Genomic DNA, 12,369 nt, shown 5'->3' on the forward strand with positions numbered 1-12,369 from the left:
CGAATCAACGCTTAACGGAGGCCGGACCACAATGAATTCCTGACTGCGAATCCGTCCGTCCGACCGGGTCAACCTCAGACGACCAGCCCGTTCGATCGACTGCCTCAGCAACCTACCACGCCCATCTGCCCCGAGCCATCGCACACCAACGACTGAGTGCGATGATGCGCGCCGCGCTGGAACTGGCGGACGTTCTGCGTCGTCACGGCCCTACCTATCGGGAAGTGCATGCCGACTCGCTTAGCCACGAGCAGCACCGCGTCATGGCCGCGATCGAGCAATGTCGTACCGCCGCGTTGGGTGGCCACGTCGAACAGTGCGACACCTGCGGGCATCAGCGCATTGCCTGTAACTCTTTTGGTAACCGGCACTGTCCGAAGTGTCAGTCGCTCGCCCGCGCGCAATGGCTCGAGGACCGCCAAGCTGATATGCTGCCCGTGCCGTACTTCCACGTTGTCTTCACGCTTCCCGAGCAGATCGCGTCGATCGCCTTCCAGAACAAGCGGGTGGTCTATGACCTCCTATTCCAGGCCACCGCCGAAACGTTGCACACGATCGCAGCCGACCCACACCATCTCGACGCGACGATTGGTTTCATCGCGATTCTGCACACTTGGGGGCAGAATCTTGTGCATCATCCTCATCTGCACTGCGTCGTCCCGGGCGGTGGCCTCGCTCTCGACGGCAGCCGCTGGGTGGCGTGCAAGCCGGGTTTCTTCTTGCCCGTGCGAGTGCTTTCGCGTCTGTTTCGGCGACTGTTTCTCGAGCGGTTGCAGCATGCCGTCGACACGGGCGAGCTGCGGTTCTTCTCCTCGCTCGCGTACCTAGCCGAACGGGGCGAATTTGCTCGCTATCTTGCCGGTCCGCGGCGCGCCGAATGGGTCGTCTACGCGAAGGAGCCGTTTGGCGGCCCGCAGCAGGTCCTCGATTATCTCGGCCGCTACACTCACCGCGTTGCGATCTCCAACAACCGCCTCATCGGTTTGACCGACGGACACGTGACGTTCCGCTGGAAGGACTATCGCCATCCGGGCCGGCCACGCGTGACGAGGCTGGACGCCCACGAATTTATCCGACGCTTCCTGCTGCATGTGTTACCGCGCGGGTTACAACGCATCCGTCACTATGGGTTGCTCTGCAATCGCCTGCGTGAGTCCCGGTTGAGCGTGTGCCGCCATCTCCTCAACGTCGAGCCCATCCGCGAGACTTGCCGCGCGCCCGAACTCGACTATCGCGACCGCTGCGCAAAACTCACAGGTCGCTCGCTCCATGACTGTCCTGTGTGTTCGCGCGGGCGGATGCTGTGCATCGAGCGCTTGTTACCCGGTGCGCCACCGCGAGCGCCACCGGCGAATCCTCGATGAATCCCGATCCGCTCACCTCCAACGCCGGTTCCCGTGCGTCCCGCCGACGCCCCTGGACTCGCTCGGCCAGACGTTGCCCACCGCCGCCCGCGGCACCCCCTGTCGCCGGTTCATCGCTTGCGTTATGCGGATCTTCCGTCTCCAAACTCGGCCGAGAACCATTCATCCCGGACACTTTCAAATACTGTCGTCGTGAACATCGCAACCGCACTTCGATTCAATACCCATAGTCCCACCGTCTGCGGAGCGGCTTAGCTCAAAGACTTAACGAAGCACAGACGACCCGTACGTCGTGCCAATGCCGGCCCATTGCGCCGTCTGTGATTCGTTCGGATTCCTCTGCATTATCAGATATGCTAACGAGGTACTCTGCGATGAGATGTTTTCCTGAACGGCAAGAGGTTTTACATCGAAAAAAAGAGAAGTTTCCGAGTAACAAAGGTGTCGTAATGGGAAGGAGCCTCCTTCACGAGACGCTGACGCCACTCGCAAGACTATCTCTCGCCGAGCGGATCAAGCCGGGCTGTCAAAAAGTCGATAAGTTCGCGCCCCGCGGGAATCAAGCCTCGTCGCGAAGGAAACATCGCGTGAATGATGCCCGATTTCGGGCTCCAATCCGGAAGCAACTGTTGCAACTCGCCGTTGGCAAGGTCCTCTTTTAGCATCATCGTAGGCAGTTGAACGACGCCCGCGCCTGCCACCCCAGCTTGACGCAAAGCAATCATATCGTCGGTGACAAGGCGGGGCGTATGGCGAATCGCGGCCACAGCCCCGCCCGTGCAATCAGTCGGCGTCCCGAAACCGGCAATGTCGTTCCGGATGACAACTCACACTCTATGCTCGGCGTTTTGCCAGCCGGGCGAGTCATTGACACGGTCGCTTGGACCATTTTCGATGAAATCGTCCTCGAAGCTTTGGCCAATTAACTCATTGTAATTCGCTGGATCGCTGCTGACGATGGCTCGGAACATCTGAATCAATGCGTTGCCGTCTCGCAGATGTGCTACTACAACGCGAGCAGTACGCAGAGAAACAGACTCCCGCACTGGAAGCGCAGCACTCCCATCCTGAAGTTCGAAAGCAAAGCGATGAACCTCTTCATGCCCTTCAGGAAGTACGGTATGACCCCAGATAGTTGCTTTCATGGTTCGCTGTCGATGGATTCTTGATGGACCTGTAGCAAACGGAGTGCCTCACTTGCAGTCCACGTAAGCATGGATTGCCGCCATCTGCAGACTGCTCTCACCAACCGATACTGCCCGGTCGCTGACTCACGTAGTCAAGGCTGGATCGCGCTCGCGCTTAGAATCGCCCTCAAAGTCCGCCCGTTGCGCTGTCGCTGATCTTCGTGATTGTTAATCTATACACCGACGAGCGGTACTGCCGGCGGCAGCGAACCGTTGACGACCGACCCTGAACGGCCTGTCGCATCGCAAGAACGAGTGTCCGCTGATCGCGACTGAGCGGGCACTCACAGGCAACGTGGTTGAGATCGTGATGGCTTTGCCGAGGCGGCCCATAGCCTCTCGCTCTCGTCGCCGCCTATGATTGTCCGGCCGTCCTCAGGGTGTATGTCAGGCGGAGAGTTCTTATGTCTGGCTGCACGACTGTGAACGCGGACAAAATATCCCGATTTGAGTCATCCTCTGTTGCCTGAGCACGGTCGTTGCTAGCGATCAACGAACTGTAGTGCGGCATTCGCGGTGGGAGCGGGAACGGCCGGCACGCGGGTTGCCAATGGTGCACGGCCGGAAGATCAATCTCGCGTCGTCAGGACTTTTGTGCGACAGCCGATCGTCGTATTCGGCGAAATGATTGACGACAAGAGATCTCTGGTCGCCCACGCATCACATCACAGTTGTTGCACGGCCGTAACGTACCATCGTGCCGCCTCGGCCAGTTGAGTTGCCGCTGATCGTACGGGCGCTGGAAGTTCGCTCAATGCCAGTTGCGTATCTTGTCCCAAAAGTCGCCTGCGCAGTTCCGTGACCAGATCCATCACACTCGCTTCGCCCAGGCGCCGCCGGTTGCTTTGCCGAGAGGAACCCGACGTCGAGGAGCCTACCAGCCGGTCCACCTTTCGAAAGTACGCCTGCGCAGCAGCACGATGCCTTGCGTAGAGGGAGGTGATGGTTGACGTAGCGAGACAGTCTTTGACAACGTCAGGCGCCATGCCGAAATGAAGTCGAAGCGCATCGGGGGCGTCCGCCCGGTGGAAACACGCTACCTGTTCAAGCAGCGTCTCGCCCTCTGCGTCGATCAGGTCGACCCATAGCTCGCCGTCCTCAAGATCTTGACCGTGCCGATTGATCGACCGCTCATCCTCATTGGCTTGGGCAAGCATCCGGTGTCCGTCAACACCGTCGACAGGCATCTCAAAAACTTCCACCAACTCGCCGTTTACAGCGATCTGCATAACTAGTAACGGCATTTGCGCACCTGTGTGCCAAGGATGAATGAAGCAGGAATAAGAAAGGAGGATTGCTAGCCGTTTTTCCCTTTTTTCAACGCCAACCAAGTAAGCGATCGGCGAGATCAGCAGGCGTCGGTATGCCAACGTCGCGGCAAATTTCCGGCATTAAATTAGCCGCGGCTATCAACCCATTCGCGCGCCCAGGTGGCGGCATGCCTAATGGCCCGGGCTTCGCTATCAAAATAGTCCAGTGCGTCAAACTTGTAATGGGCCTTGCCGGTAGTGTGAACGTCGCCTCTGACGAGCAACAAGTTCGAGGCAAACCATCCGTCAGGCAAGCGATGGGCGGAAGGGGAGACTGAATAGCCGTTATAGCGATAGTTCGAATTATTATTGTGCATAAGATATTGACGGGCGTCGCCTCACGACAGCTAGGTCGAAGCGGCAGCACGCATTTGCAGATTGACGGAAAACTGTAGGGTGTCGGAAGACGACTGCTCGCGCATGGCAGGCATGGCAGCTATGCACATACAAAGCAGGAGCCGACGGCTCCCGCGAGAGAGTGCGCCGGTATCGGGCCATTGTCGCCGCCCGATAACAGAAGATTACTGCGGCGAAATGTTCGACGCTTGCATACCCTTAGGTCCGCGCTTGGTTTCGTAGCTCAACTTCTGATTTTCCGAGAGCGACCTGAAACCGTCGCCGCGAATTTCCGAAAAGTGCGCAAAGAGGTCCTCGCCGCCTGCGTCAGGCGTGATGAAACCAAAACCCTTTGCGTCGTTGAACCACTTAACAGTACCGGTATCCATAACATTTCCTTGAATTGAAAAAGCTAATAGCTCCGAATGGAGCGGGGCAAAACTTCAAGGAGGGAGAGGACAGCGAATACCGCACAAGTGAGCGGAAAATGATGATCAGCAATCAAACTTCTTGAATATTTCAGTTGCAACAATATATCGGCCTATGAAGTGTGTCAGCGCTTTTGTACACAGCCGCAGTCTGCGTCGACCGGCGTCGTGTTCGCCACACGTTCTTTAGTCACCATGTCCGATGTGCATCGATGGATCGACGCCAGAGAATCTCCTTTGTCGAGCCTGCGCCACGCTTCTTCAATCGCTTGGAAGACAACCGGCACCAAGTCATGCCCTTCGAAGGACGCAGGCCGTTCGTCCCTCGGATGGTTCCTCTCGGCAGGAGCGCGGATCACGTCAAGAACCCGCTTGGGATGCTCACCCGTGGCCGCTAGATGCGCCAGTACATCAGCCTCGATCTTGTACAGCACCTCCCAGGTCAGAGCGCCCGCAGATTTGTACCGTCCAACGAGCGCTGGGAGGGCATCTCGTACAGCGGCGTCGGCCGCGATCAGCAAATCCATCGCTCCGCCACGGCCGGGCGGTGATTCCCCGGATTCAATGATGTGTGATCGGCAATCCGCCAGCGCCTCGCGCAGCGAATAGGGGGCGCGCAGCCTGCGTAACCATTGACGGGCGCCAAAAAGAACGTGGCACGTCGCAGCAAGCGCGGTGAAACTTAAAACTGCATGCTCTCGTAGCTCTTCGACGACATCTAGGCCCATGATTGAGATATGCAACATGTCTTACGGATTTCTAGTTTGTTGTCAACATCCTTAGTGCTGCCTTCTCAGCACCCGCGTTTTGCGCAGGATGCTTGAAAAGAAGGAAATCACTGAGCCTGGAAATTGACAAGCTGACGCCAATATTCATCTTCGCGCCCTTCGGGACTTCCTTCTTGCTGCCACAGAACGTAGGCCCGCTCCCGAAGATGTTCGTCAAGAGCGCGGTGCCAATAATCTTCCGCGCGTCCCTCCGGGCATCCGTCTTTCTCCCAGAGCAGGTAAGCGCGCTCTCGAACAGCTTGCTCTAAACCAAGTTTCGTTTCCGAATTCTTTTCAAGTTCATCGCCATACGGAGCCATCTGACCGCCCCGACTCATATGCATCCTTGCCGTCAGGGTGCCGAGTTCAGCGTCGGGCACAAGCCGGCCTTGCGCTGCCGCTTCGAGCGCCTTGGCTTGGTAGTCCGAGTCCTCGGCTGCGTTGCCCGACTCTCCCAGCGTAACGGGGTAGGTGTGCAGCACCGAACCGCGACTATCTAGTACGTCAACCAATCGTTCCGTCATGACTATCTTCCATGTTTGTGTGGGTCCGGGGGTCGTGAACGACCTGTAGGGAAATATGCGGCGATTGTCTTTGCACTTTCTCGTGCCAATTGTCAGCGTTGACGCAATTTTCATGCTTGGTCCGGAAGGTCTGATCAAAAGGCTGGTTGGGGCCTACGCGTCAACGAATGCGTCGCCAGAGGATACCACCGGCCGGCGCTTTTCCTTCCTACAGAATTGAATATTGCGGGTCGCCTGCCCTCGCGCTGAGGCAGCCGTTGACGAAGGGAAATTTGACGACGAAGGCTGGTGACGATGCCAGGACTGCGGCTCCGAACGGGTGTCGATCGCGTCGATTCCGGCAAGCTCTGCTTCCCGGGCATCGAGACGCATCGGAGGCGCTTGTCTGCTCGCCGGCAGCCGCTCGAAGATGTTTGAGTCCGGGAACACACGTTGCGCTTGATAATCGGGATGTCCTGGCTTGGGCCAAGAGCTGGCACCGAGGCGCACTACCCAGCATCGACTACATCCCCACCGGAGGCTCTTATGGTTACACACCGAAGCAGTGATATTTCAAGCGTGCCGTCTTACTTGCGCGGCGTCGCAAACATCAGTCAGTGGATGGCTGGAAAGCCTGTTTCAGACGACGAGGCGCGGCGCCGATTGGACGATGGAGACAGCGAAAAGATCGATAAAACGCTCGACGAGCTCAACGTATCAAAAACCTCGACGGGCAAAGATCAGACGGCAAAGCCTGATACTGAAGGGTCCAATTCGTCGAGCAAAAACCTCGATGAACAAGACGATTGAAGGCTGATAAGCGCGTCAACGTGATTTTGGCGGCGTTGTTTCTGAGCGAGAAGATTGATGACGGTCCTTAGAGCGCCAAGCAGCGTTCAGTTTTTAGCCGCGCGGGGTAACCTTACCGTGAATACCGTGGTGGTGTTAGCTGAATTGACGGCGATGCTTCCACCATGCGCCTGGGCAATGCACTTGCAGATATACAGGCCGAGCCCGATGCCGGCCGCCGTGCCGCGCTGCTCCGGCGAAGAATGAGTGCGGGTGAGCGGGTCGAAGATGTTGGCCAGCACGAGCCTGGGTATCGCTTTCCCTTCGTTTGAGACGCTCACCGTTACGATTTCACCGGCGCCTTGCGCGGACAACCGGATCGCTCCGTGGCCGTGCTGTATTGCGTTCACCAACAAATTGATGACCACCTGACTCAGACGGTCACCGTCCCAGCGGCCGGTAAGATCTCCGTCAAAAAACATTTCGATATTCGCTTGTGGAAAGGAGGCGCTGACTTCGTCACGCGCGTTGCTACACAGCCGCCCCGCGTCCTGCGGCGAGACGCTGATCGGCAACGTGTCGCCGAGCCGGGTGCGCGTAAAATCCAGCAAGTCGTCGACCATTCGTCGCATCCGGGTCGCGCTTCGCTGAATGCTCGCGGTCGCCTTGATGCACTGTACAGGTAAGCTCTCGTCGCGCATGAGAAGCTCCGCAGAATTGGTAATGGCGCCAAGCGGCGAGCGCAAATCATGGGCGAGGATGCCGGCGAAACGGTCCCTGGTCTCGCTGATTCGAAGCGAAAACTGCCGAATCGATTCGGAGAGCGCTTGGTCGATCACCTCGTTGAAACGCACTGTTTCATCAAGCGCCGTAAGAGGGTCCAGCGATGTGACTTGCCAGCGGCGTAACACTGTCGCCCTGAGGGCACGAAACTCCGCGACCACATCGTTGAGCGCGAAACCTTGGTCGAGACGATCGTTTGCATGTTCTTGCGCCACCTCGTTGACGTTCGCGGCACCCCCGCCCCCCTCCCCGCGCGATTTGGCCTTCTGCTCGGCACCGCTCTGATCCGTGCGCATATCGGCGGCAATTTTCTGTAGCATGTGGCGGGCGGAGTCCTGCAGCTCGGGCGTCGTGAGTGGTTGACCATTGCACATCAGCTGGGCGGCGAATTCTGCCCAATCGTCGACCAGCGCGTCGAGATTGGCTTCAATAAAGTCAGACAAGGACATCCAACACCTCCTCGGCGTTATGAATGGGCGCAAAGCGGCCGGGCTAAAGGTATCGAGACAATGTCCAGTCTGATGGAGATGACGGATCAGTAATGCCTAGCTTCGGTCGAAGACGCCTTAGTTCGTAAAATGTTCAATCAAAGCGATCAGCGCGTCCGGTGATTGCCCCTTTTGACAATAGCCGTCGAACATTTGATGATGAAGGTGGCGAAGTATGTCAGCTTCATCCAACGCCGTGTAAGCCAAAATGATAGTGTTTCCAGTACGCAGATCTCGCCGCAGGGCGAGCGTCGCTTCAAAACCATTTAGATCCGGAATGGAGATATCCATGATGATCACCTCGGGGAACCCATGCAGTACCAATCTCGATCGCCTGAACGCCGCCCAAAGCCATCCGGCAGTCTGCGCGGCGACGCCCGCATGGTAGCGAGCGACTTCTTCGACCACCCGCTGCTTCGACCTGCAGTTTCTTGAGTGCGTTGTGAGTCAGTCGGTGCGCCGAAGCGCCTGGTAGCGTCTCATCGTCGGCGTAGATGGCTGAAGGTATTTGACAAACCTGTTCGGAGTGTCGCCCTCTTGCAGTGTCTGCCCCGCCGCCAGTCGCCGCGTGGCGCTTGGCAAATCCCGATTTCACGTGTCGTTGGGCTCGCCTTATTGTGCTCTGCAGTTGAAACTACCTGAACCGCAACCAGCGCATCTATTCGCCGGTCAGGCTCGCAAAGGCGTAATCCAAACGTTGTGTCGGTGGTCCCTGGAATGGCTTCGCGCCCAAGACCACGCGACGGATGCCAGAAACAACGCTGCGCATGCTACTCGAACGTTTCTCAAAGGTGGGGGCTCGTCACAACGTCCGACCATCATGCGGCACCTCCACTGGTAGCGATCGCTTGTGTCGCGTCGCACCATGAAAGCGACGTATAGTCGTCAAGACCTCCTCGGTGACCGCTCTTCCTTCCAGGAAGTCGTCGATGTTTTCGTAGGAAACGCCATAGCTATCTTCGTCGGGGCGCTGGGGGGTGAGCGTCTCCAGGTCGGCCGTGGGCACCTTCATCACCAGGCGTTCGTCCGCACCCATCGAGCGCGCAAGAGCGCGGACGCGGCGCTTTGTTAGGCCCGACAGCGGCAGGATGTCAGCCCCGCCGTCGCCGAACTTGGTAAAGAAGCCCATAAGTGATTCTGCGGCATGATCCGTGCCGATTACCAGGCCGCGCCGCGCACCGGCGATCGCATATTGCGCGACCATCCGCTCACGCGCTTTGATATTTCCGAGCACGAAATCCTCGTGAAAATCGTCGACGTACTGCGCGCCCCCACGCTTTAGGGATTGCAGCATTGCGTCGGAAGGCGGCTGTATGTCCACTGTTAGTGTTTCGTCCGGACTCACAAACCGTAGCGCGAGCTGTGCATCTTCTTCGTCGCGCTGAGACCCATAGGGAAGCCTCACCGCGACGAATTGGGCATTGTAACCATGCGTACGCAAGCGCTCGACGCTGAGTTGCGCGAGACGCCCAGCGGTCAATGAATCTATGCCGCCACTAATGCCGAGAACATACGTTCAAAGCTCCTGCGAGCGCAGGTAATCGGAAAGGAACGCGATACGTTTCTCTCGTTCTGTCTCGGCGTTGAAGACCTCGGGAACCCCCGACTCGCGGATCACCTGCTGTTGCCATGCGCGGCTCTCGTTACTGTTCTCGAACATGCTTGCCTCCGTTTGTTCGCTGAACGCTTCGCAGACTGTTGAAGTAATGCTCGACGCGTGAAAGCGCATAGAGCGCCGCCGCGCGTCGCACGTCGTTGCGGTCGCCATCGAAAACCTTTGTCTCGCTGAAAGTCATGAAGTCGCCACTGCGAAGCTTATAGGACCACCCGAAGCATTGCGTCCCCGGAGGCGGTCCTCCGGGGGCGGCGTCTGCCACACCGGTGTTCGACACAGCGACGTCCGCGCAACATGCCTCCTGCCTGAGGGCGCCCTCAGACATTTCACGCGCAACTTCCTCGCTTGTCAGACCAAATCGTTCCATCGTAGTCTCGCGCACGCCGAGAAAGCCCGCCTTCCCCGTCGGCGAGTAAGTGACAAACCCCACGTCCAGGCAGCTGCCACTTCCCGGCACCGACGAAATCAGCGATGCGATATAACCTCCAGTACATGACTCGGCCGTGGCGAGCATCAAACCGCGGGAGCTCAAAAGAGACAACCTGTTTAGCAATATCCATTTCCATCACCGTTTGAGTACGAGAGGCGGCTCGCATTCTTACAGCTAGCAATCAATGCACCCGCAGACGGAAGCCTTCGCAATCCGTAAATCGACGGCTCCGGTGCAACATGTGCTTGCGCATCCGTGACTGACGCCGCGGAACGCTGTGGGTTTTTGGACAATGCAGTCGGTGACGAGGCGCGCAGGCGTTGGCTTAGATAGGCTTGGGCATCCCAGTTGCTAACGGTGCTTACACTAATGTTTTCCCGGAGGAGCCATGAACCCCGAGCCGTTCGATCCTGTAGAACGCGCGGATCAACGCCGCGAACAACTTGGAGCCGGTGATATAACGCAGAAGACTGACGGAACCGTCGAGCAGAAAGAGCACGGAAGTATGGATGCCTCTCTCGTTCCGAAGGGAAAGGACCACCCTGAGCTGGGACCCTACGTACCTGAGCATGATCACGTCGACCCCGACGTCGAGCCGGCCCACAAACCCGGCTCTCCAACGTAGATCCGAGTTGCACTTGCGGGGTTTAGCGCCACCCCGCGCTGGAGCGTGTTAAGCCCGCGTAGAATTTTTCGCAATTCTCGTTGGGAAGGATTCTGACGGGAAAATCGCGGTCGCTGAATCGCAAATCACGCCGAGCGGCTTATACAGCGGAGGGTCTGGCCTGGATGAGCGGCACCACCGCCGCGAAGTACAGCCACATCAGCAGCACTGCGAGTGAGCCCGCTGTGTCAAATTCGCTTGCCGTTTCCGCGTGGGTAAGGGTGCCGACCACGAGAGCGTCCCCCAGGGAACGGGACCATCCGGCAGGTACTTGAGCAATGAGGCAAACGTACAGGAAAGGATGGCGAGTTCGAGAACGAACTGGATGATATCGCTGAGAATGACGCCTGTCATAGCCCACGACCTTTCGAACTCGCCCCGCCCCGTCTCCGCTTGCACCATCCTAACGGTGAGCTCTTCTTGAATGGCGAAAACAGTGAGCTCCGCCACCGGTGCTGACTCGGGTGGCGAAGCCCTTTCTTTCTCAGGCTGATCAGAACCCCACTCCGCATTCATTGACGCGCTCAGGGGCGCGCAAAGCGCCCTATCTTCAGCGAGCTAGCGAACCGTACCGCTCGGACGCGTTACGCGCCCTTGCGACGTCACAGGCCCACCGTTGCGGACAGAGCCGCCTGCTTCTTCGAAAGGCGGTTGATGGCGAAAGCCTGCTCCGCCCGATACGATCGCGATGATCGCGCCCACGATCAGAGCCGCGAAGGAATACCAACTGGCGCGCGCAACGCCTCTTGCTGCGGTGTCGGCTGCTTGCCGGGCGTCTTGCTCCGCCTGCGGGGACGAGGCGGCTGACGCCGCTGAGGCAACGGCTGCCTGCAGTTGCTGCGCTGCAGAGTTCACCAGCGACCCACCACTGTTGCCGTTGGCTTGATTAGCCGCAGTGGCACCGACTTGGGCGCTGGTGGCGGCAACAGTCCCCGCGGTATTTACAGCACTGCCCACGAGCGAGGTCATCCCGTAGGCGACCAGCAAAACCATGACTGCCCACGAAAGTAGACCGTGAAGCCAGCCGAGCACCGGCGCACAACGACCCGCAAAGTACGAACCAATGAAAACAGCCACTACCGTGGTCACAATCACCCAGATTCCCGAGCCAAAACCGAAACCATGTAACGGATCGGGCCGAGACAGCGGTGAGAGCAGAGAGGCACCAATAGCGGTTCCTAGAACGCTCATAAGCAGATACACAATCGAAGAGAGGATCACGCCGGCAATGACGGGTCCCCAGGCGACGCGCGGTAGCCCGTCCTGAGTAGTGAGGAGTCGCATAATAGTGTCCCTGTAGATTTAGATTGTCCGCAAGCAGCCCGGTCAGACGGCCGCGCCAAGCCCAACACATGGCGTCTCATTAACGCAATTGACGTGCCACAAGCTACGAGATTTGGAGGGGTCAGCCGCCGGGCGTGCTTCCAACAACGCCGCCCACACCCAACTTCCGGCCTGCCGCTCTATTCTGATTTCCGGGACATCCGAAGAGAACAATATGTGCGCCTTTTCCCCGACGCTCTAAGCCCCGGCAGCATGAACGATTGAAAGTCCTACGGGATCCGCGTGGGTAAAATGGATTCAGAATCCGCGCAGCGTCGGTCGGCTCTTGCTACTCTCATGTTTAGGGCAATGCTGAAAAAGGTCAACGCATCAGGGTGGCAGGCCGTTTATATTGAATGAGACAAAAGACCCTAGCGATGGC

The 12,369-nt window shown here is 58.2% G+C and carries 13 protein-coding genes and 2 pseudogenes; 3 read left to right on the forward strand and 12 right to left on the reverse strand.

The annotated features are described in order from the left end of the window. Positions 1-161: 161 nt before the first annotated feature. Positions 162-1,364: an IS91 family transposase gene (locus AWB67_RS32035; protein WP_087660094.1), complete on the forward strand. Its 1,203-nt coding sequence runs from the start codon at positions 162-164 to the stop codon at positions 1,362-1,364. A 494-nt stretch (positions 1,365-1,858) separates the two neighbouring features. Here the strand turns inward: AWB67_RS32035 and AWB67_RS32040 are convergent, their stop codons facing one another. The 7 genes from AWB67_RS32040 to AWB67_RS32065 all read right to left on the reverse strand — a co-directional run bounded on the left by AWB67_RS32040 (position 1,859) and on the right by AWB67_RS32065 (position 5,916). After that, a complete protein-coding gene (locus AWB67_RS32040; protein ID WP_374729869.1) occupies positions 1,859-2,131 on the reverse strand; it encodes a LysR substrate-binding domain-containing protein in 273 nt (90 codons plus the stop codon). A gap of 60 nt (positions 2,132-2,191) precedes the next feature. Beyond that, entirely contained in the window at positions 2,192-2,509 is a 318-nt protein-coding gene (locus AWB67_RS40000) for a hypothetical protein (protein ID WP_125477764.1), read from the reverse strand. 707 nt (positions 2,510-3,216) lie between these two features. Then, positions 3,217-3,921: a hypothetical protein gene (locus AWB67_RS32045; protein ID WP_125477765.1), complete on the reverse strand. Its 705-nt coding sequence runs from the start codon at positions 3,919-3,921 to the stop codon at positions 3,217-3,219. Between the two features lie 26 nt (positions 3,922-3,947). Then, positions 3,948-4,178, reverse strand: coding sequence for a hypothetical protein (locus AWB67_RS42330; RefSeq protein WP_087660097.1), 231 nt, complete (start codon positions 4,176-4,178; stop codon positions 3,948-3,950). 204 nt (positions 4,179-4,382) lie between these two features. Then, entirely contained in the window at positions 4,383-4,586 is a 204-nt protein-coding gene (locus AWB67_RS32055; RefSeq protein WP_087660098.1) for a cold-shock protein, read from the reverse strand. A 164-nt stretch (positions 4,587-4,750) separates the two neighbouring features. Beyond that, entirely contained in the window at positions 4,751-5,371 is a 621-nt protein-coding gene (locus tag AWB67_RS41545) for a DUF2471 family protein (protein ID WP_200822365.1), read from the reverse strand. Between the two features lie 89 nt (positions 5,372-5,460). After that, entirely contained in the window at positions 5,461-5,916 is a 456-nt protein-coding gene (locus AWB67_RS32065; RefSeq protein WP_087660099.1) for a DUF2934 domain-containing protein, read from the reverse strand. Positions 5,917-6,441: 525 nt separating this feature from the next. Between AWB67_RS32065 and AWB67_RS32070 the strand changes: the two genes are divergently transcribed. Continuing rightward, complete coding sequence (locus AWB67_RS32070; RefSeq protein WP_235025451.1) at positions 6,442-6,705, forward strand: hypothetical protein; 264 nt, start codon at positions 6,442-6,444, stop codon at positions 6,703-6,705. Positions 6,706-6,791: 86 nt separating this feature from the next. On the opposite strand, the gene AWB67_RS32075 is transcribed toward AWB67_RS32070, so the two are convergent. From AWB67_RS32075 to AWB67_RS32090, 4 genes and pseudogenes are all read right to left on the reverse strand, one after another. Then, a complete protein-coding gene (locus AWB67_RS32075; protein ID WP_087660100.1) occupies positions 6,792-7,916 on the reverse strand; it encodes a sensor histidine kinase in 1,125 nt (374 codons plus the stop codon). 117 nt (positions 7,917-8,033) lie between these two features. After that, a complete protein-coding gene (locus tag AWB67_RS32080) occupies positions 8,034-8,363 on the reverse strand; it encodes a response regulator (RefSeq protein WP_087660101.1) in 330 nt (109 codons plus the stop codon). A gap of 394 nt (positions 8,364-8,757) precedes the next feature. After that, positions 8,758-9,615: pseudogene (nadE, locus tag AWB67_RS32085) on the reverse strand (NAD(+) synthase). Then, positions 9,599-10,130 (reverse strand): annotated as a pseudogene (locus AWB67_RS32090) (CinA family protein). Before AWB67_RS32090 ends, nadE begins: the two co-directional pseudogenes overlap by 17 nt. 258 nt (positions 10,131-10,388) lie before the next feature. Here AWB67_RS32090 and AWB67_RS32095 point away from each other — a divergent pair. Continuing rightward, positions 10,389-10,625: a hypothetical protein gene (locus AWB67_RS32095; RefSeq protein WP_087660102.1), complete on the forward strand. Its 237-nt coding sequence runs from the start codon at positions 10,389-10,391 to the stop codon at positions 10,623-10,625. Between the two features lie 597 nt (positions 10,626-11,222). Here AWB67_RS32095 and AWB67_RS32105 read toward each other — a convergent pair. Beyond that, on the reverse strand, positions 11,223-11,948 hold the full coding sequence (locus AWB67_RS32105; protein ID WP_235025452.1) for a YrzE family protein: 726 nt from the start codon (positions 11,946-11,948) through the stop codon (positions 11,223-11,225). Positions 11,949-12,369 lie beyond the last annotated feature (421 nt).

Origin of the sequence: Caballeronia terrestris (assembly GCF_001544515.1) — a bacterium.
Lineage (GTDB): Bacteria > Pseudomonadota > Gammaproteobacteria > Burkholderiales > Burkholderiaceae > Caballeronia > Caballeronia terrestris.

Bases quoted from the DNA above. Each gene is read 5' to 3' on its own strand.
- AWB67_RS32035 (WP_087660094.1), top strand. From the start codon at position 162: ATGATGCGCGCCGCGCTGGAACTGGCGGACGTTCTGCGTCGTCACGGC.
- AWB67_RS40000 (WP_125477764.1), bottom strand. From the start codon at position 2,509: ATGAAAGCAACTATCTGGGGTCATACCGTACTTCCTGAAGGGCATGAA.
- AWB67_RS42330 (WP_087660097.1), bottom strand. From the start codon at position 4,178: ATGCACAATAATAATTCGAACTATCGCTATAACGGCTATTCAGTCTCC.
- AWB67_RS32055 (WP_087660098.1), bottom strand. From the start codon at position 4,586: ATGGATACCGGTACTGTTAAGTGGTTCAACGACGCAAAGGGTTTTGGT.
- AWB67_RS41545 (WP_200822365.1), bottom strand. From the start codon at position 5,371: ATGTTGCATATCTCAATCATGGGCCTAGATGTCGTCGAAGAGCTACGA.
- AWB67_RS32065 (WP_087660099.1), bottom strand. From the start codon at position 5,916: ATGACGGAACGATTGGTTGACGTACTAGATAGTCGCGGTTCGGTGCTG.
- AWB67_RS32070 (WP_235025451.1), top strand. From the start codon at position 6,442: ATGGTTACACACCGAAGCAGTGATATTTCAAGCGTGCCGTCTTACTTG.
- AWB67_RS32075 (WP_087660100.1), bottom strand. From the start codon at position 7,916: ATGTCCTTGTCTGACTTTATTGAAGCCAATCTCGACGCGCTGGTCGAC.
- AWB67_RS32095 (WP_087660102.1), top strand. From the start codon at position 10,389: ATGAACCCCGAGCCGTTCGATCCTGTAGAACGCGCGGATCAACGCCGC.
- AWB67_RS32105 (WP_235025452.1), bottom strand. From the start codon at position 11,948: ATGCGACTCCTCACTACTCAGGACGGGCTACCGCGCGTCGCCTGGGGA.